A 19,002-nucleotide genomic window follows, 5' to 3' on the forward strand; every position below is an offset into this window, starting at 1 on the left:
AGCGAGACCAGCTGGTTGATAGGCACGGTGTGGACGCACCGCAAGGTGTTGAGCTAACGTGTACTAATGGCCCGTGAGGCTTGACCCTATAACACCCAAGGGGTTCGGCCCGCAGTGACAATGACGCCCGAAAGGGCCCGGATACGCCAGAGACGATCACAAAGCAGTCAGCCGATATACATTGCCAGTTACGCCTGACGACCATGGCTTGCGTGAACCACCCGATCCCTTGCCGAACTCGGAAGTGAAACCGCAACGCGCCGATGGTAGTGTGGGGTCTCCCCATGTGAGAGTAGGTTATCGTCAGGCACCCATTCGAAAAAGCCCCGAGCACATTGTGTTCGGGGCTTTTTTTTATGCGTGGAAAAAAGAAGGGAAAAGGCTCGGCAGGCAGGGTGCCTGCCGCCCGACCCAAGCGACGCGGTGCGCCGCATCGCTGGCTGAGCCTGCTCCTAAGAGGCAATCGCCTCCCGATCAACTGCAGGGGCCCGATTCATCGGGCGATGGCGTCACCTGACGCCCGGGGTTGGAGGCCGCCGTGCCTGCCATTTAAACCGGCGGAGCGTTGCGCCAAGTCTCTGGCTAATGCCAGCTCCTACAACAACCCATCCCGGCTGTGCTGGCACTCGCCGTTCGCCCAGGTTTCGAAAATGGCGCGGTCGTCTGCCAGCATCATCAGTGCGAAAAGGCGCTCGCCTAACGTACTACAGCGATGAATGCGGCGGCTCAATAGTTCGGTAGCGTTTGGGTCAACCACAACGAAGTCTGCCTCGAGACCGGGCTTTAGCTGGCCAATCGCATGATCAAGCGAAAGCGTTTTGGCGTTTCCGTGGGTCAGGCCATAAAAGCCCTGCCACGCGGTGAGTGGCTGGTTGTTGAGTTGGCCTACCTGATAAGCGCTTTTAAGCGTAGCAAAGCCGGTCAAGTCGGTGCCGGCGCCAATATCGCTTGCATAAGTGAACGCCATACCCGCGCGCTCTGCTGCGTCACGATCAAAAAGGCCGCTGCCTAAAAACAGATTCGAGCTTGGGCAAAACGCAATGCTGGCCCCTTGGGCAGCCAAGCGCTCACGCATACTGTCATCGAGATGAACGCCGTGGGCAAACGTGCTTTTGGGCCCAACCAGCCCGGCTTGCTCGTATACGGCGAGATAATCCAGACTGTCGGGAAAAAGCTCGGCTACCCAAGCAAGCTCACCGCGATTTTCCGCCAGATGCGTTTGAAGCCAAAGGGTCGGGTCGCTACGAAAAATCGCCCCGGCGGCGTCCAGCTGAGCTTTGGTGGACGTCGGCGCAAAGCGGGGCGTAACGCTATAGCTCAGCCGGTCCTTGCCGTGCCAGTCGGCGATCAGCCGCTCAGTATCCCGAATGCCGGCTTCGCCATCGAGAAGCGCCTCGGGGGCGTTACGATCCATCATCACCTTGCCGCCGAGCATGCGTAAGCCACGTGTCTGACAGGCACTGAAGAAAGCGTTCATGGAGACTGGGTGGCTCGAGCCGAACACCTGGGCAGTCGTTGTACCCGCACGCAGCATTTCGTTTATAAACGCCTGTGAAAGCGCCTCGGCGTGTTCGGCGTTTTGAAATCGACACTCTTCGGGAAAGGTGTACTCGTTGAGCCAGTCGAGCAGCTGCCGCCCGTAGGAGGCCATGATATCGAGCTGGACGTAGTGAACGTGGCTATCGATAAAGCCCGGCATGATCAGCTTGTCGCTGTAGTCGAGGATATCGGCACCCGTGGGAAGCTCATGGACGAGCGAGCCGTAATGGCCCACCTTGTGTATCAGGCCATCCTTGAGCCATAAAAGGCCGTCTGCGAAATGCTCGACGCTGTCCGCAGCGGGGCGGTCCTGGGCGCCCGGGGGCTTGGCGAAACTCAAAAGCTCGGCGCGGATAAACGTATTCTGGGTCACGGTCAGGTCACTTAAAGGGATTGATGATCGTTAAAAAGCGCGCGCAGTGGGGCGCTGTCGAGCCCACGGGTGGCGCTATCGTGGGAAGTATCGGTAAGCCATAAAAGCTCGGTAACCGCGGCCAGCGCGATGGCGTAGGGTGACTTGTTCTTCAGCCTGGCACCGTTGAACGTACCGATCGGGCTGCGCACACGCTCGATAGACGCAGGTGGGTACCCCGCTCGCAGGAGCCTCCCCTTGAAGCTTGACCACTTACTTTCGGAGCCGATCAGGCCGATCGAGGCGATGTCATCGCGCTCGATGAGTGCCTCGATCAAAGCGTAGTCCTCATCGTGGCTGTGGGTCACCACCAACACGTGACAGTCCGACGGTAGCGCGTTGATGCGTTGGCCTACGTTCGTAAGGGGCAACAGTGACAGGCGAGGCGACTCAGGCGTCAAAGGTAGCGTCGCGGGACGGCTATCGCACCAGTAGCGCTGCCAGTCGAGCGGGTGAGTAAGTTCTATAACGTGTCGCCCGATATGGCCTGCGCCAAACACCGCTAGGTGGGTTTGCGCACCCGGAAACACCTCCAGCAGAACGTTGACGAAGCCTCCGCAGCACTGGCCGCTTCGCCCGCCTAGTGAAAACGCTTCGAGATGAAAGCCTGCTTTGTCCTGTTTTAAATAGCGCCGCGCGGCCTGAATGGTCTGCCACTCGAAGGTGCCGCCGCCTAGGGTGTCAAAGACATGATCGGACGTGATCACCATTCGCGCGCCAGGTTCACGAGGGGTAGAACCCTGAGCCGTGACTTGGGTGGCCAGCACGTGGGGTGCGCCATTTTGCTGGCAGTCGTGCAGCGCCGCGTGCCAAGAGCGGATCGCGGCGCCGTTCATAGCGCCTTTGGCCGGATGGTTTGAGCGGCGAGCATGACCCGCTCCGGGGTCGCAGGGGTGTCCAGCGCTGGCGAGTGCTGATAGTTCGTCAGACTCGACAGCGCGTCGCGCAGCGCCGACCAGACGCTGATGCCGAGCATGAAGGGCGGCTCGCCCACCGCTTTGGAGCGGTACAGACTCGCCATCGAGTTGGGGTGGCCTTCCATGAGCGAGACGTTGAAAATTGGCGGCAAATCGCCAAAGGTGGGAATCTTGTAGGTTGCCGCGCTGTTGCTTAAAAGCGTGCCCTTGTCGCTCCACTTGAGCTCTTCACTGGTCAGCCAGCCCATGGCCTGAATGAAGCCACCCTCGACCTGTCCGATATCGATAGCCGGGTTGAGCGCGTCCCCAACATCGTGGAGCACGTCGACGCGTTCGACCCGATACTCTCCACTTAGCGTGTCCACACTCACTTCAGACACCGCCGCGCCAAACGCGAAATAGTAAAAGGGGCGGCCCTGACCGGTCGCGCGGTCGTAATGAATCAGCGGCGTGGCGTAAAAGCCTTTTTCTGAAAGCGATACCCGGTTGAGGTAGGCGGTTTGAACTAGCTCCCCCCAAGGGAGTCGGTATTCACTTTCGCCAAACCCGGCGATCAATTCACCGTCTTGCAGGCGCATACCTTCGCGGTCCAGCCCGCCTTCGAAATGGGCGGCGGCGAAATCAAACAGGCGCTCGCGCAGGTGGCTTGCCGCGTTGCGTGCCGCCATGCCGTTTAAATCCGCGCCGCTTGACGCCGCTGTAGGGGAGGTATTGGGGACTTTGTCGGTACGCGTGGCGCTGATGCGCACATCGTCGAGATCGAGCCCCAGCTCGCGGGCGACGACCTGACAGATCTTGGTGTGAAGCCCTTGGCCCATTTCGGTGCCGCCGTGATTGATCATCACGCTGCCGTCGGTGTAAACGTGCAAAAGGGCGCCGGCCTGGTTCAGGTGCTGCGCGGTGAATGAGATACCGAACTTCACCGGGGTTAGTGCCAATCCCTTTTTGACGACCGGGCTTGACGCGTTGAACGCGGTCAAGGCATCACGACGGGCCCAGTAATCGCTATCCTTTTCGAGCTTTTCGACCAGCGTATGCAGCAGGGCGATTTGGTCGACACTTTGCCCGTAGTGGGTCGTCTCAAAGCCCTCGCGGTAGAAGTTGCGTTTGCGAACGGTCAACGGGTCTTCGCCAATTCGGCGGGCGATATCGTCCATCGCCGCCTCGATCGCCATCATTCCCTGGGGCCCGCCAAAGCCGCGAAAAGCGGTATTGGACGCCGTATGGGTTTTCGCCCTGTGCCCGGTCACTCGGGCGTTACCCAGCGAATAGGCGTTATCGGCGTGAAACATGGCCCGATCGACGATGGCATCCGACAGATCCGGCGAGTAGCCGCAGTCGCCAATCACGGTGATATCGCCGCCCTGAATGACGCCGCGTTCGTCGATGGCAAGTTTATAACGGTTGTGAAAAGGGTGGCGCTTGCCGGTTGCCTGCATATCGGCGGTGCGCGGCAGCCGAAGGCGGGTGGCGCGACCCGTGCGCCGCGCGATGATGGCCGCAATGCATGCCCAAGGCGAGGCTTGAGTCTCCTTACCGCCAAAACCGCCCCCCATACGGCGTACCTCGACGGTGACTGCGTGAAAGGGAATGCCCAGCACCTCGGCGACCAGCTTCTGCGTTTCGCTGGGATGCTGGTTGGAGGTGTGGACCAGAACGCCTTCGTCCTCGGTGGGCAGCACTACGCAGGCCTGTCCTTCGAGATAAAGATGCTCCTGGCCGCCGACGAAGAGCGTGCCTTCAACGAGCATTTGCGCGCGCTCGAGTGTTGCCTGCCAATCGCCGCGCTCCTGTGCGTGGGTCGGGCGTACCAGTTCACCTTGTTCAACGGCGGCCACCGGATCGAGGTGGGCTGGTCGTTCATCGATGTCGATAGTGGCGAGTGTCACCGCGCGCCGCGCTGCCTGAAAGGAGGTCGCCGCGACGGCAAACAGGCACTGGCCGGCGTAGCTCACCTCGCGGTCGACGAAAATCGGATCCCCCGGAAAGACCGGACCGATATCCGTGTGGCCCGGCACGTCGGCAAAGGTGATCACGTCCACCACGCCTTCGGCTTGGCGCACCGCGTCGAGCTCGAGTGTCGTCAGTGTGCCAAACGCCGCCGGTGAAAGCCCGAGCGCTACGTGCAGCGCATCTGAGGGTGTCTTGAGATCATCGATGTAGCTCGCCTTGCCGGTCACGTGCTTGCGAGCGCTTTCGTGGTGGCTCGACGAGCCGGCCTGGCGTCGCCCGTCGCTGTCCACGGTGTGGCGCGCCAACGGCCCGGAGCCTTTTATGTGGTGGTCGAGTTCGCGCCGAGCGTGACGGCTATCGCCATCAAGCTTAGTGAGCGTACGCATGAATCATGACCTCCTGAGTGGGCGCGGTAAGCGTCAGGTAAAGCCGCTCCAGCAGGTTGGCTGCCGCCTGTTGGCGGTAGTGGCTGCTACCCCGTACGTCTGACATGGGTTCGAAATCCTCGGCTAAAGCCCGCTGCGCGGCTTTAAAACTCGCCTGAGTCACCGGCTGGCCTTCGAGCGCGGCTTCAGCGTGCAACGCACGCTTTGGGATCGCGGCCATGCCGCCAAAGCCAAGGCGTACCTGGCTGAGAACGCCACCGTCTATGACATAGTGAAAGGCACCAAGAACGGCGGAAATATCGTCTTCACGGCGTTTGGAGAGCTTCCAGACGCGCAGCGCCGCGTGCTCGGTCAGCGAAGGGATGAAAATACGGCTGATCACTTCGTCGCTCTGCAGGTCTGTTTTTTTATAGTCGACAAAAAAGCTTTCGAGCGGCAGCCTGCGCGCGCCGTTCGGCCCCACGATTTCGAGCCAGGCCCCCAGAGCCAAGAGCACTGGCGGCGTATCGCCAATAGGGGAGGCGTTGGCAATGTTACCGCCCAAAGTACCGCGGTTTCGAATCTGGCGGGAGCCCAGCCGCGAGAGCAGGTGGGCAAACGCAGGGAAGTGATGCTCGAAAAGCGCTTCAAGCTCGGTATACGTCACCGCCGCGCCGATCCACCAGCCTGGTATGGACTGGTACTCTGCTGCTTCGATGCGGCGTAGCTCGTCGACCCGGGTCACATCGATCAACTGATCCAGCGACCTGAGTTGCTGGGTGCTCTCAAGCCACAGATCAGTGGCGCCGGCTACGAGCCGCGCGCTTTTATGATGCGCGCGCAGGTCCAGCAGCGCCTCGAGCGAAGCGGGGCTTTTAAAAAAGGATGCTTCTTCTTCGCACTCGCTGGGGGGCGTCGAGTGTTCGATAGGATTTATGGCACTGAGCCAGACCGGCGGCTGCCAGCGCATGGTTTGCATCTGAAGTGCCGCGTCGCGAATCGGGCGGTAGCCGGTGCAGCGGCAGAGATTCCCCCCCAATGCTTCTTCCAGTACCTGATGGCTAAACGGCGCTTTGAACGCATTTCCCTGATAGAGGGTAAAAAGCGACATGACGATGCCTGGCGTGCAAAAGCCGCACTGGCTGGCATGGCACTCGATCATGGTCTCCTGAGCGGGATGTAATCCTTCAGGCGTCTCGAGTCCTTCGACGGTCACTAAAAGCTTGTCTTGCAACTGATGCGCCGGCGTAATGCAGGCGTTCACGCTGGTAAAGGCCGCATCCGGGGCGCTTGCGTCGCGCAGAGCAACAGTACAGGCGCCGCAGTCGCCGGAGGCGCAGCCTTCTTTGGTGCCGGTGTACCCAAGCGTATCGCGCAGCAGGTTGAGAGCGCTGGTATCCGGCGCTACATCACAGCGTTTCAACACCCCGTTGAGTAAAAACTCGACGCTTGCCATGATCATCCCTCTTTTTTGTTCTGACCAATCGGTCAATACGCTAGAGCTTGGGTTAAAATAAATCGATGTGCAAGACTTTGTTGGACGCCCTCAAACGGTGCTTGAGTGCGCATTTTTAGTGCGCTCGAGCGGTTTTTTTAAGGCGGCGCCACTTCTGTTCAACGCTCAAGGAAACCTATGAAAAGCCCCCGGCAACCCCTAAAGGAGAGAAGCGGCCGTGAGGCCCAGGAAAAGACCATTCTGGACGCGGCCGAGTGCGTTTTCGCACTGCACGGTTACCGGGGCGCGAGCCTGCAAGCCATTGCCGACCGCGCCGGCCTTCCCAAGGCCAACGTTCTTTATTACATGGGAAACAAGCAGGCGCTCTATCTCAAGCTATTGAGCAGGATGATGACCCGCTGGAACACGGTGCTCGACGATATCACCCCGCAATCCGACCCGCGCGAAGTGTTGGGCCGCTTTATTCGCACCAAAATCGAGCTCGGTCAGCGTTACCCGGAGGGCTCGCGCCTGTTCGCGGCGGAAATTCTGGCCGGGGCGCCGTTTCTCGAGCAATACCTGGAAGGTGAGCTCAGAGCTTGGGTCGAAAGCCGCGCCGCCGTGATGAAAGCCTGGTCGGCAATGGGAAAAATGGACGATGTTGACCCACGCCATCTGATATTTCTTATCTGGTCGTCGACTCAGCACTACGCCGAATATGGCGCTCAGGTGAATGCCATTCTTGGATGTGAGTACTTGAGCAACACTGAGATTGCCGATATCAGCGCTTTTCTGGAGCGGGTCATTTTGAAAGGGTGCGGTGTTGCGTGAGCGTCACTCGTTTTATAAGTGCAGGTTAGGTTTGCAGCGCAACGCGCGTACCAAAAGCCAGACGCTCTTCTGGTGAAACGGTTTGAGTTGGAGCGCCGATCATTTCATCGAAGACATCGGAGTGTGTTAAAACAGCGTCGGTGAAGCCAAGCGGCCTTAGCGCCCGGCTTATCCATTGCGGGCCGGTATAGCGCACCGCACGTTGATTCTCATCCACTAGTATTAGCACGCCTTCTCGACTGTGAAGGCGAACCATGTACCAACTGCTATCCAGTGCATGAATCTCGATACGATAAGTGGCTGCCGGCGCCGTCTCGTTTGCAAGCGCTTCTAGCGTCATGGTGTCGAGTGACATGAAAGAGTTCCTACTGCGGGGGCTCGGAGGCGATACCCGGGACGCGATAACGTGCTCCTTCGGCTCGCTGTTCCTCGAAGCGCTGATTTTCGTCTTCCGGTACGACACCGATCACGGTTTCCTTTGAGCCGTCAGGCCAGGTGTAGGTCGTACAGCCGGAAAGGCCGGTCAGCACGGCGGCTATTAATGAGGCGGACAAGAGGGTGCAGCGTTGAAACATTAAATAACTCCCCAGGAATTTTTTTGATTGGATACAAACCATCTTGCCTACGGCGCGATAGTGCTACCCTGACTCGCCAAACTATAGCGGATAGTGGCGCCCATCGTCGCGCAATTTAGCCAACGGGCGACATCGCCTGTACGTAACGCTCCAGAGGTAAGGTCGGCAGTGGGTAAATGAGCGAGCGTCGCGAAGGTCGCGCCTCCACGCGTAAAGGCAAAAGCGCGTCTTTTACACTGCGATGAGGCAATACCGATAATGAGCGCTTGGCCAACCAGGCAGTTCTATTTCAAACGTTCTATTGCAAGGCGCGCGTATCTTGAAGAGCCGGGCCGACGGTAAGGAAACAGTATGCAGTACGCCATGGAGAAACGGTTGAAATGGCTTGGTTATCTCACGCTAGCAGGGGTGCTTCTAACAGCCTGCGTGATTCTTCTTGGCGCCTGGACTCGGCTGGTCGATGCTGGCCTTGGATGCCCGGACTGGCCAGGCTGCTATGGGCGCCTGCTGGTGCCGGATAGTGAACACGCCGTGCTCAAGCATCCCGATTCGCCGCTGGAGCCTGCCAAGGCGTGGATGGAAATGATTCATCGCTATATGGCCACGCTTTTGGGAGCGATGGTCGTGACGATCGTATTGCTGGGCCACGCGCTTCGTCACCTTGAAGACTATCCCTGGCACTTGAGCATCGTGCTGCTGGGTGTCGTTGCGCTTCAAGGCGCCTTCGGCGCGTTGACCGTTACGCTCAAACTATGGCCGCAGGTGGTGACGCTTCACCTTTTAGGCGGTATCAGCGTGCTTATGCTGTTCCTATGGCTTTATCTACGCGTTCGTCGAAGTCAACAGCAAACGCCTTTAGGTCGTCGAGCAGGCAACCCGCTTTGGGCGCTCGCCGCGTTGCTTTTGGTGCTGCAACTTGCACTCGGCGGCTGGGTCACCAGCAACTATGCCGGGCTCGCCTGCCAGGGCGTCCCTGCCTGCAATGCTCAGTGGTGGCCGCCGATGGATTTCAGCGAAGCGCTACATTTAACGCAAACGGTGGGGCCAAACTATCTGCACGGTCAGCTACACGCAGACGCGCGCACCGCCATTCAGTTCATCCACCGATTCGGTGCGCTGCTTTTAGGACTAGCACTGATGACACTTTTATGCCGATACAGGCACGCAGTTTCGCTTCGCGGCATGCTCAGTTTGACCCTTGGCGCCTACCTTGCTCAGGCGGCGTTGGGCGCTGCGAACGTGTTAATGTGGTTGCCGCTTTGGTTGGCGTTACTGCATACCGCCGGAGCGGTACTGCTCTCGGCGAGTTTTTGTTTGGCTTGGTGGCACTGGCGTCAGCTTGAAGAGGTAGATGTAGATAAAACAGTAGCGTTGAACTAATTTCTCGATAATATTGGGCAAATCAGCTATATAGAGTGTACAATTTCCGCATAAATATTATTTCGGTAAAGGCAAAGGCATGTATAAACTATCGAGTGAAGAGCATATACGGCCTGACAGGACTGGCGCATGAACTCTCTTTGGGCGTTAATACTGCTAATTTTAGGCGCTGGCGTTGTGATCGGTCTAAGCGCCTACGCTATTACGCTGCGTAAAGAGGTCAAACGCCGCGAGGCCTTTCGCCTTGAAGAGGATCAACGTGCTCAGCAAAACAGCCTGGAAAACCTCGACTACGTTGCAAGCGCCCTAGTGCAGGAGCAGGTCGACATAACCGAAGGCAGCTGGCGCTGTAAAGTGTTGCTAGAAATAGTCGATCCAAGCCTTACTAAACGTCAAGAGTTTCAAGCATTTGCCGATGTATACAATCGAACGCGTCATCTAAAGACGCATTCGGCTAGAAAGCAGCTCACCCCGCGTGAACGCATGCAAGAAGATAAAGAGCGACTCGAGGTAGAAGCCGAAATGCGTCCGGGCGTATTGAAGGCCGCGCGAGCAGTGCTCGAATGGCGCGCTAAGGGTCGCTCGGCGCTACACTAATATTGAGCAAAACGTCTTTATAGACGCGCCTCGTAAGTTAGCGTACTTTTCTTGGCGTCGGTTACAAGAGTTTTGCTATGCTAGATATGCCGGTATTGGCAAGAAGTTGATATCAAGGCATTGATGCCATCCAGCTTGCCCAAGGGGTAGGGGACGATTGGCGAATCGATCGGGTAAGTGAGCCTTGGTTCATTACACACCGATCAAACGAAAAAACGGATGCTCTCGTTATATAAGAAGCATTGGACAAACGTGGTTAATCGACCTCGTTAGCATTGGATCAAGAAGGAGTCTTGCATGAAAAAATCAACGACAGGCTTGCTCATCGGGTCGGCTTTGGTAGTAGGCCTTTCCGGGTGTGCCAGCTCTGCTTCCCAGTCTACCGGTCAAGCAAGCGCGTCGAGCAGCGACCGTCAGTGGTATGAGCACCCCTTCGTTTGCGGCTTGGCTGGCAGCTTGATCGGTGGTGGTATCGGCTATGGTGTTAGCGGTAGCTCCGACGAGGAAAGCGGTGCCGCAATCGGCGCTACTGCCGGTGCAGCCATCGGCGGTCTGCTGTGTGCCGACCGTACGCCCGAGCCGGTCGCTCCGCAGTGCCCGACTTACGGCGAAGTACCTGCTGGCGTTGCCACTGACGCGCAGGGCTGCCCGCTGGATTCCGATAACGACGGCGTTCCGGATTACCGCGACCAGTGCCCGGGTACTCCGGCCGGCGTAGAGGTTGATGCCGTAGGCTGCCCGCTGGACTCCGATAACGACGGCGTGCCGGACTACCGTGACCAGTGCCCGAACACTCCGGCCGGTGTCGAAGTTAACGCATTGGGCTGTGAAGAGAGCGTTGTACTGCAAAACGTTAACTTCGAGTTCGATTCCGCACGTCTGACGCCCGGAGCCGAGCAGGTTCTGAACGGCGTTGCCGAGCGTCTGGTTAGCAATCAAGGCGTTCGCGTCAGCATCGCCGGTCACACCGACTCTGTTGGTTCCGACCAGTACAACATGCAGCTGTCTCAGGAGCGTGCCGAGTCCGTCGCTCGTTACCTGAACCAGCGTGGCGTTCCGGCCAGCGACATGCGCGCTGTGGGTTACGGTGAAGAGCGTCCGATCGCGACCAATGACACCGACGCAGGTCGTGCTCAGAACCGTCGTGTAGAACTGGACGAGTGGAACTAAGCCACTCGTAACGTAACGGATATTTCGGTATCCGTTGCCGATCCGAATCGCGTTTGCGGTCAGGGTCCATATAAAGCGTCGGCTTCGGCCGGCGCTTTGCTTTTTTGCTTTTGTGACAAAGCTTTCGCTGTATTCTCGCCTGATACCATTTCTCTACGTTACCCCGCGCTTGATTGAGTCATTTCAACGCTGTTAAAAGCTTTGCTCCCAATATTGACCTTACAATTTGCCGACGTCTGCCATGCCTTATCGTAGCTGAATGTTAATGATAAATATTGTCATTTATTTTGTTAGTGTTACGCTATGCAACCGGCAGATAGACGTAAATCGTTATTATCTTTAACGAACACATGGCGTGACAGCCTAGGCTGTCATTTAACCGCAACGGAGATGGATCGTGCTGAAAAGGCTCTTTTTTAGCTCGCTGGGAGGTTGGAGCGCCTGCGTATTGGTAAGTGCTCACGCGATCGCAGGCGATGAAACGCTTGACCAGGCCGCTCAAGGCGTTGACGCCCAGCAACAGCAGTCGGCTCTTCAGCAACAAATCGACGCCGCTGACGAGCAGACGCGCACTGCCTTGGAAGAGCTTAGAGAGCTGGAGCGTGAAACCCGCTCGCTCGAAGCGTCCAATGCTGCTCTCGCCGCACGCTTGGCAGAAGAAGCCGAGCGTCAACAGACGCTTGGCAGCGCGCTGGATACCGTTAGCGAAACGCGCGCGGCGCTTCCCGTGATCGAGCAGGACATGACCGAGCAGCTCACGGCGTTCATCGAAAACGATCTTCCATTTCTTCTCGACGAACGCCTTGCGCGTTTAGAGAATCTTCAGGGGGCCAGTAGCGCCGAGCGCATCGAACAGCTGCTGGAAACCTGGCGGGTAGAGCTCGAGTACGGCCGCGCGATCGATCACTGGCGCGGACGGCTGTCGCTTGAAGAAGGGAGCGCTCGCGAGGTCGACTATTTGCGGGTCGGGCGTATTGGCTACTACTACCTGACGCCGGATGGGCGTGAGGGGGCGCTTTGGGACGCCGAGAGCGCCCAGTGGCAGCCGCTTGACGAGCACGGCCGTCGCGAAGTGCGCAACGCCTTACGCATTGCCGACGATCAGCGCACCCCGGAGCTTCTCTACCTACCGCTATCGATCACCGCCGAGCAGGAAAACCCGTCATGAACGTATCAACACCAAAACGCCGGCGTGCGTTGGGCGCCTTCGTTCTGGGCTGCCTGCTGGTGACACCGGCGCTTGCGCAAACGAGCCTCTCATCGTTAAGCGAAGCACGCGAAGCCGCCGAAGCGCGGGACCAGGCTCGGTTGGAAGGCTTTTTAAACGATCAGGAGGCGCTTGAGCAAGCGCTTGAGGATGCCCGCGTTGCTAACGCCGAAGCACAGGCACGCCAGCAGGCGCTGACCGAGCAGCGAGAGGCGCAAACCGAGCGTGGCAACGAGCTCGCCAGCCGCCAGGGAGAGCAGGGCGAAGAACTTTCCTCGCTGCTCTCGACGCTTTCCCGCCAAAGCGATGAAGTACGTAACGAGTTGGGCGCGCAAAGCCTTTTGACGCTGGGCACCGCTGAGCTGCCCCCGCGACTGGACAGTGTCGACGTATTGGAGCGCGTCCAGCTCGAGCGCGTGGTCGATAGCCTCGCCGAGCTCAGTGTTGCCTCGGGTCGGGCCGAGCGCGTTCGTCTGCCGGTCGCCGATGCCAATGGCAACATCGAAGAGCGCGATGTCGTGCGGCTCGGGGATTTTGCCGCTTTCACCGACACGGCGCTTTTGCGCGTCAGCGACGAGGACGGTTCGGTGTCGGCACTGCCGCGCACGCCCGACGAAATCGAGCGCGAACTGGGCGAGTATTATCGCGGCGAAAGCCGAGAGTTTGCCATCGACCCATCCCAGGGCAGCGTGCTTACGGCGCTGACGCAGCAGCCAACGCTTTGGGAGCGCTTTCAGCAGGGCGGCTATGTGGGCTACGTGGTCGTCGTGCTCGGGGTGATCGGGCTTTTGGTCGCGCTGGCGCAGTATCTCTACCTGTGGGTCGTCAGCGCTCGCGTAAGCCGCCAGCGCCGCTCGCTGGATACCCTCAAGGACGATAACCCCCTGGGTCGCGTGCTGTATCGCTTCAAGAACATGGACAAGCACCAAACGCCGGAAGCGCTGGAAGCGCGTCTGGACGAAGCGGTGCTGGCAGAGCTTCCGCGCATCGAACGCGGCCAGCCAATGGTCAAGCTGCTCGCCGCGATTGCGCCGCTTCTAGGACTTTTGGGTACCGTGTCCGGCATGATCGTCACCTTCCAGGCTATCACCGTATTCGGCACCGGCGACCCGCAGCTGATGGCCGGCGGTATCAGCCAGGCGCTGGTGACCACGGTGCTGGGGCTGGTGACGGCGGTGCCGCTTTTGTTCGCACAAACCGCGCTATCGAGTCGTAGCCGCTACCTGACCCAGGTTATCGAAGGCGAAGCAAGCGCGACGCTTGCCGATCATCTGGAAGCGCAGTCCGCCCATCACGGCCAAGTGGTGAGCTGAATGCCGACGCTTCCTCTTTGGCTCGAGCCCGTCGAGCGGCTGGTCGAAGCGGGCGGGGTAGTGCTGGTGGTGCTTGCCGTCGTCGCGATTGCGGTGTTCGCCATGGCGATCGAGCGCTGGTGGTACTACCGCGTCACTTGGCGGCGGGCTCGGCGGCAGCTGATCAAGCGCTGGACCGCGCGCGAGGATCACCGTAGTTGGAGCGCGCGCACGCTGCGCCAGGTCTGGTCCGATGCGCTGGTTCGCCGGCTACGCCGGCCCCTGCCCTGGCTCAAGCTGCTCGTCGCCCTCTGCCCGTTGCTTGGGCTTTTGGGCACCGTCACCGGCATGATCTCGGTATTCGATAGTCTGACCTATAGCGACACCCAGCAGGCCCGCGCGATGGCCGACGGCGTGGCGCGGGCAACGCTTCCTACCCTCACGGGTATGGCCATTGCCGTTGTAGGCCTTTTATTCATTAGTCGTTTGGAACACGTGATCCGTCGCGAGGATCAGCGTCTTCACGATCGATTGGCGCGTGCCCTGGAGAATAGCGATGCGTAGACGTCACTCAGCCGATAACGCTTCGGATAGCGCCGACGTCAACCTGACGCCAATGCTGGATGTGGTGTTCATCATGCTGATTTTCTTTATTGTCACCACCAGTTTCATCAACGAAAGCGGTATCGAGATCGAGCGCCCCGAGTCGAGCTCGGCGAGCCCGCGCCCGGATGCTCAGGTGCTGGTCGCGGTCACGCCGGAAGGGGCCGTGTGGGTCGATGGACGCCCGGTGGACGTTCACAGCGTCGGCCAGGAAGTGTCGGGGCTTTTGAGCGCCGACGGCTCCGTTGTGATTCAGGCTGACCGCGATGCCACCACCGGGCTTTTGATCGAAGTCATGGATCGGCTGCAGCAGGCGGGAGTGGAGCAGGTGGCCGTCGCCGCGAGTCGGGGCGCGCAATGATTCGTCGTCTGCTATCGCTTTTAGCGGGCACGGCGCTGGCGGTCGGGCTTTTCTGGTGTCTGGCCATTCTGGTGACGCCGCCGGACCAGCCCTTGGACGAGCCAGAGATAACCATGAGCATGAACATGGTCGAAGCCCCCGAGGTCGCGCCGGAGCCGGAAGCGCCGGCGCCGGCGGATACGCCGCCACCCACCACCGCCCAGCCGCCGCCGATGCCCACACCTGAGCCGCTAGCGAGCGCAGATAGCGCCATTACGCTTCCGGAAGTGGAGCTTCCCGACGAGCCGGTCGAACCCGTCGAACTCGACAGTGACCTGCCGGAGCTGACCGGAGTGACGCCGGAGCCGGTGCCTGAGCCGACCCCCGAGCCGGAGCCGACCCCGGAGCCCGCGCCACAGCCCGCACCGACGCCGTCGCCCCAGCCGACGCCTTCACCTTCGCCGTCACCGGCGCCGGCCCAGACTGCGCCAGCACCCGCGCCGCAAGCGCCGGTTTCCAATGAGCCGGTAAGCGTAGGGCAGATCGCGGCAACCAGTAAAACGGATCCGGTCTACCCGAATCGTGCGCTGCGCCGCAATATGGAAGGGTTTGTTGAAGTGAGTTTCGTCATTCGCCGGGATGGCAGTGTGGATGCCGGCTCCATTCAGGTGATTAACGCGCAGCCGCGGCGCGTGTTCGAAGACTCCGCGCGAGATGCCATTGCCAGCTGGCAATTTCCGCCCAGCCAGCAGCTACGCCGCGCCACCCAGCGCATCGACTTCCAGCTGAGGTAGCCAAGCCATGAAACGTTTAGCGCTTTTACTCTTTAGCGGCTGGGTCGCAGCGGCCCAAGCCGACGCGCCGCTCTCCGGCGATATCATTCGCGACCTCAACGCGCTGCAGGGCTCGCTTGCCGGCGCCGAGAGCGAGCAGGCGCTCGAAAGCGTCGCCGAGCGCGCGCTTCGCCAAGCCGAGCGACTCGAAAGTGGAAACCGCTCGGATCAGTGGGCGAGCGCGCTCTACTATCAACTGGCAGCCGGCGCGCTATCGCGCCAGGGCGATGCCGGCGCTGCCGCCGACCGGCTGGCCAGCGCCCGGGCGCGCTTGAGCGTTGGCGCCGAGCAGGCCAGCCGTTGGCTTCGCGAAGAGGCGCAGCTGCGCCGCGCCGCCGGGCAGCGCGCTCAAGCCATTGCGCTCTACGAGCAGTGGCTAGCCAATGGCAGTGACGTCGACATGAGTTGGCAGCTGGTGCGGCTGCTGGCCGACGACGATCAGTGGGACGCCGCCGCCGAGCACCTGACGCCGCTTCTGGAGCAGAGCGAGCCCGAAACCGAAGCGCGGCAGGCGCTGGCGCTGAACGTGATGCGTCGGGCAGGCCAAGGCGAGCAGGCGCTTGGCTGGCTGCTCGAGGGTCTGAATGAGGAGAGTAGTAGCGACGAATGGCGCCAAGCCGCGGGTCTCGCCCAACAGGCGGGGCAGGCGGGCGTGGCCGCCGGGCTTTGGGAAACCGCTTGGCAGTTGGGGAAATTTGAAAGCGACGAGGATTTCGAGACGCTGATCCAGCTGCATCTGGCCGGCGGAACGCCTGCGCGAGCCGCCGAGCATCTCCAGGCAGCGCTTGACGGCGAGCGCCTGGCGCGCAGTGAAGCCACGCTTCGCCGCGTGGCTTCGGCCTGGAGTCAGGCGAAGGATCGTGAACGGGCGCTCGATGCGTGGCAAGCGCTTGCCGAGCAAAGCGATAAAAGCGAACACTGGCGCCGCTATGGCCAGCTCGCCTACGCCTGGGACGACGAGGCGCGCGCCGAGCGTGCCTGGCAGCGGGCCCAAGCGCTTGGCGACGACGAGGTCGATGCCTGGCTTGCGAGCCTGCACTAAGCGCTTTGGTGCAGCGTCAGGGGGCGAGGGTGAGCGCGAAATCGCTCCAGGTCGGGGCGTGATCGGAAGGCCGCTCCATGGCGCGCAGGTCGTAATCGATACCGGCGCCGCTCGCCTTATCGGCCAGCGCTTTCGTGGTCAGGATGTAGTCGATGCGCAGCCCGCGTTTGGGCTCGCGGTCAAAGCCTTTCGAGCGGTAGTCGAACCAGCTAAAGCGCTCGTTGTCATCCGGATGGCAAACCCGGTAGCTGTCTGTCAAACCCCACGCCTTGATGCCATCGAGCCACTCGCGCTCCACCGGCTGAAAGCTGGTTTTGCCCTCGCGCAGCCAGCGCTTGCGGGCCGGCTCGCCGATACCGATGTCCTGATCTTCAGGGGAGATATTAAAGTCGCCCATGATGGCCAGGCGCTCGCTCGGCTGGTGGCGCGTGTCGAGCAGGCGTGAAAGCTGCTGGTAGAAGCGCTCCTTGTGAGGAAACTTCGTTGGGTGTGATACGTTTTCGCCCTGAGGGAAGTAGCCGTTATAGACCGTGACCGGTTCACCGTCTTCGCAGGCGAGCGTGACCCCAATCATGCGCCGCTGGGCGTCTTCCTCGTCATCGGGAAAACCGTAGACCACGGATTGCGGCTTCTGGCGAGTCAGCAGGGCCACGCCGTAGTGGCCTTTTTGGCCGTAATAGAAGACGTGATAGCCCATCGCCTCGACATCTTTGATCGGAAACTCGCTGTCCTGCACCTTGGTTTCCTGCAGGCCGATGATATCCGGCGCTTGGGTGTCGATCAGCGCCTGAAGCTGGTGCAGGCGGGCGCGAATGCCGTTGATGTTGAATGAGACCAGGCGCATCAGGCGTTGTCTCCCGGCGTGGGGTCGTCCTTTCGCTCGGGATGAATCTCGATGGACTGGCCGCTTTGCTCGCGAGCGAGCTTGCGTACCGCCTGGAGCTTGCGCTGCTGCTGCTTTTTAGCCACGAAACGCCGCGAGGGTGCGACCTGATCCGGGTTCTCCTTGCGCCACTTTTTATAATCCTTGCGCCGGCCGGTACGAATGGTGACCTTGTCCGCCAGCGAGCGGGTTTTTTTCTTACGCGTCATGTCGCGCTCCTTGATCGATTTGGTCGCCATTCTAACAGGCAAGCGTTTCGGGCACACCGTGCACCGCTCTAATTGGCGCGCCCTGTGATACACTACGCGCGTCGTGATGCCAACATCCACCGTAATGGACAGATAGAAAGCCTATGAGCGAGTCGGAACAGACCACAGCATCGGCCCAGAACCGCAAGCCCAAACGTCGTCGCCGTAAGCCGCGCCGCCGTCAATCCGGCTGGGATTTACGCCAGTTTCAGGTGCCCGCCGTGGCCGGCAAGTGGCGCTTTCATGACTTCGATTTGCCGCTGCCGTTGATGCGCGCCATCCACGCCCAGGGGTTCGAGTACTGCACCCCCATTCAAGCCGAGGCCCTGCGCCAGACGCTATTGGGCGGCGACATCGTCGGCAAGGCGCAAACCGGCACCGGTAAAACCGCGGCATTTTTGATGTCGGTGCTTGCCTACTTTTTGGAAGAGCCGGCCCCGAATGGGCAAAAGCCCGGAGCGCCGCGCGCGCTGATCATCGCGCCCACCCGCGAGCTTGCGCTGCAGATCGAAAAGGACGCCAAGGCGCTTTCACGCTTCACCGACCTTACCGTTGCCAGTGTCGTAGGCGGCATGGAGTATCAGGCCCAGCGCGAGGCGTTGACCAAAAACGTCGACATTCTCGTGGCGACGCCCGGTCGGCTTTTGGACTTTCATCAAAAGCGTGATGTCGATCTCTCCGAGGTCGAAGTATTGGTGCTCGACGAGGCCGATCGCATGCTCTCGATGGGCTTCATTCCCGACGTCAAACGCATCATCCGCTACACGCCGAAGAAGGAGGAGCGCCAGACGTTTTTGTTCTCGGCCACCTTCACCGACGACATTCTGAACCTTGCCAGCCAGTGGACGCAGACGCCGGCCCACGTCGAGATCGAAGTCACCGTCGAGAACCAGGCGGACATCGATCAGCGGGTCTATCTGGTGTCCGACGATGACAAGCAGCGCCTGCTGGTCAAGCTGCTCGAGCAGGAGAGCTTTGAGCGCGTCATGGTGTTCGGCAACCGCCGCGACCTGGTGCGCAAGCTCGATTCCGCGCTGAGAAAAGCGGGCGTGAGCGTGGCGATGCTTTCCGGCGACGTGCCTCAGGGCCAGCGGATTCAGACGCTGGAAGAGTTCCGCGAAGGCGCGATCCAGGTGCTGGTCGCAACCGACGTTGCTGGGCGCGGCATCCACATCGAAGACGTCAGTCACGTGATCAACTACACGCTACCGGAAGACCCGGAGGACTACGTTCATCGGATCGGGCGTACCGGTCGCGCCGGCGCCAAGGGCGTGTCGATCAGCTTCGTCGGTGAAGAGGACGCGTTCTCACTGCCGGAAATCGAGCGCTACATCAACGATAAGCTGCCCTGCGAGCACCCGCCGGAAGGCATGCTGTAAG

19 protein-coding genes and 2 rRNA genes are annotated in these 19,002 nt (G+C 60.3%); 13 read left to right on the forward strand and 8 right to left on the reverse strand.

Going from position 1 to position 19,002, the window contains the following annotated elements:
- A 23S ribosomal RNA gene (locus tag MQW23_RS12485) occupies window positions 1–88 on the forward strand; the annotation flags it as partial.
- Window positions 89–193: 105 nt separating this feature from the next.
- A 5S ribosomal RNA gene (gene rrf / locus MQW23_RS12490) occupies window positions 194–309 on the forward strand.
- 286 nt (window positions 310–595) lie between these two features.
- On the opposite strand, the gene guaD is transcribed toward rrf, so the two are convergent.
- From guaD to xdhA, 4 genes are read right to left on the reverse strand one after another with little or no spacing between them, the layout of a single operon-like run.
- Window positions 596–1,918, reverse strand: coding sequence for a guanine deaminase (gene guaD, locus MQW23_RS12495; RefSeq protein ID WP_252108893.1), 1,323 nt, complete (start codon window positions 1,916–1,918; stop codon window positions 596–598).
- Window positions 1,919–1,923: 5 nt separating this feature from the next.
- Window positions 1,924–2,787, reverse strand: a complete 864-nt coding sequence (xdhC, locus tag MQW23_RS12500; protein ID WP_252108513.1) for a xanthine dehydrogenase accessory protein XdhC — start codon at window positions 2,785–2,787, stop codon at window positions 1,924–1,926.
- Complete coding sequence (gene xdhB / locus MQW23_RS12505) at window positions 2,784–5,207, reverse strand: xanthine dehydrogenase molybdopterin binding subunit (RefSeq protein ID WP_252108515.1); 2,424 nt, start codon at window positions 5,205–5,207, stop codon at window positions 2,784–2,786. Before xdhB ends, xdhC begins: the two co-directional genes overlap by 4 nt.
- Window positions 5,191–6,642 (reverse strand): xanthine dehydrogenase small subunit, encoded by a 1,452-nt coding sequence (xdhA, locus tag MQW23_RS12510; RefSeq protein WP_252108517.1) that lies wholly within the window; start codon window positions 6,640–6,642, stop codon window positions 5,191–5,193. The genes xdhB and xdhA overlap by 17 nt, the downstream gene beginning before the upstream one ends.
- Window positions 6,643–6,819: 177 nt before the next feature.
- Between xdhA and MQW23_RS12515 the strand changes: the two genes are divergently transcribed.
- A complete protein-coding gene (locus tag MQW23_RS12515; protein WP_252108519.1) occupies window positions 6,820–7,452 on the forward strand; it encodes a TetR family transcriptional regulator C-terminal domain-containing protein in 633 nt (210 codons plus the stop codon).
- Window positions 7,453–7,477: 25 nt separating this feature from the next.
- On the opposite strand, the gene MQW23_RS12520 is transcribed toward MQW23_RS12515, so the two are convergent.
- Together MQW23_RS12520 and MQW23_RS12525 are read right to left on the reverse strand one after the other, a co-directional pair.
- Window positions 7,478–7,807, reverse strand: coding sequence for a DUF6482 family protein (locus tag MQW23_RS12520; RefSeq protein ID WP_252108520.1), 330 nt, complete (start codon window positions 7,805–7,807; stop codon window positions 7,478–7,480).
- 10 nt (window positions 7,808–7,817) lie between these two features.
- Window positions 7,818–8,027: a hypothetical protein gene (locus MQW23_RS12525; protein WP_252108522.1), complete on the reverse strand. Its 210-nt coding sequence runs from the start codon at window positions 8,025–8,027 to the stop codon at window positions 7,818–7,820.
- Between the two features lie 351 nt (window positions 8,028–8,378).
- Here MQW23_RS12525 and MQW23_RS12530 point away from each other — a divergent pair, with 351 nt between their 5' ends.
- The 9 genes from MQW23_RS12530 to MQW23_RS12570 all read left to right on the forward strand — a co-directional run bounded on the left by MQW23_RS12530 (window position 8,379) and on the right by MQW23_RS12570 (window position 16,491).
- A complete protein-coding gene (locus MQW23_RS12530; RefSeq protein WP_252108523.1) occupies window positions 8,379–9,407 on the forward strand; it encodes a COX15/CtaA family protein in 1,029 nt (342 codons plus the stop codon).
- Window positions 9,408–9,536: 129 nt separating this feature from the next.
- The gene (locus tag MQW23_RS12535) at window positions 9,537–10,004 is read left to right on the forward strand and encodes a DUF2489 domain-containing protein (RefSeq protein WP_252108525.1); all 468 of its coding nucleotides are present in this window, start codon (window positions 9,537–9,539) and stop codon (window positions 10,002–10,004) included.
- Window positions 10,005–10,301: 297 nt separating this feature from the next.
- Window positions 10,302–11,174, forward strand: a complete 873-nt coding sequence (locus tag MQW23_RS12540; protein WP_252108526.1) for an OmpA family protein — start codon at window positions 10,302–10,304, stop codon at window positions 11,172–11,174.
- 397 nt (window positions 11,175–11,571) lie between these two features.
- Window positions 11,572–12,342, forward strand: coding sequence for a DUF3450 domain-containing protein (locus tag MQW23_RS12545; protein ID WP_252108527.1), 771 nt, complete (start codon window positions 11,572–11,574; stop codon window positions 12,340–12,342).
- Window positions 12,339–13,694 (forward strand): MotA/TolQ/ExbB proton channel family protein, encoded by a 1,356-nt coding sequence (locus MQW23_RS12550; protein WP_252108528.1) that lies wholly within the window; start codon window positions 12,339–12,341, stop codon window positions 13,692–13,694. Before MQW23_RS12545 ends, MQW23_RS12550 begins: the two co-directional genes overlap by 4 nt.
- On the forward strand, window positions 13,695–14,237 hold the full coding sequence (locus MQW23_RS12555; protein WP_252108529.1) for a MotA/TolQ/ExbB proton channel family protein: 543 nt from the start codon (window positions 13,695–13,697) through the stop codon (window positions 14,235–14,237).
- A complete protein-coding gene (locus MQW23_RS12560; protein WP_252108530.1) occupies window positions 14,230–14,637 on the forward strand; it encodes an ExbD/TolR family protein in 408 nt (135 codons plus the stop codon). The genes MQW23_RS12555 and MQW23_RS12560 overlap by 8 nt, the downstream gene beginning before the upstream one ends.
- On the forward strand, window positions 14,634–15,410 hold the full coding sequence (locus MQW23_RS12565) for an energy transducer TonB (protein WP_252108531.1): 777 nt from the start codon (window positions 14,634–14,636) through the stop codon (window positions 15,408–15,410). The genes MQW23_RS12560 and MQW23_RS12565 overlap by 4 nt, the downstream gene beginning before the upstream one ends.
- A 7-nt stretch (window positions 15,411–15,417) precedes the next feature.
- Window positions 15,418–16,491, forward strand: coding sequence for a tetratricopeptide repeat protein (locus MQW23_RS12570; protein ID WP_252108533.1), 1,074 nt, complete (start codon window positions 15,418–15,420; stop codon window positions 16,489–16,491).
- Between the two features lie 16 nt (window positions 16,492–16,507).
- Here MQW23_RS12570 and xthA read toward each other — a convergent pair whose 3' ends face one another.
- Window positions 16,508–17,335 carry an exodeoxyribonuclease III gene (gene xthA, locus MQW23_RS12575; protein ID WP_252108535.1) on the reverse strand — a complete coding sequence of 276 codons (828 nt, stop codon included), beginning with the start codon at window positions 17,333–17,335 and terminating at the stop codon, window positions 16,508–16,510.
- Window positions 17,335–17,583: a hypothetical protein gene (locus MQW23_RS12580; protein WP_252108537.1), complete on the reverse strand. Its 249-nt coding sequence runs from the start codon at window positions 17,581–17,583 to the stop codon at window positions 17,335–17,337. The genes xthA and MQW23_RS12580 overlap by 1 nt, the downstream gene beginning before the upstream one ends.
- Before the next feature lie 143 nt (window positions 17,584–17,726).
- On the opposite strand from MQW23_RS12580, the gene rhlB reads away from it, so the two are divergent.
- Window positions 17,727–19,001 (forward strand): ATP-dependent RNA helicase RhlB, encoded by a 1,275-nt coding sequence (rhlB, locus tag MQW23_RS12585; protein ID WP_252108538.1) that lies wholly within the window; start codon window positions 17,727–17,729, stop codon window positions 18,999–19,001.
- Window position 19,002 lies beyond the last annotated feature (1 nt).

The sequence above is a fragment of the Halomonas sp. S3-1-1 genome, assembly GCF_023757625.1.
Taxonomy (GTDB): Bacteria; Pseudomonadota; Gammaproteobacteria; order Pseudomonadales; family Halomonadaceae; genus Vreelandella.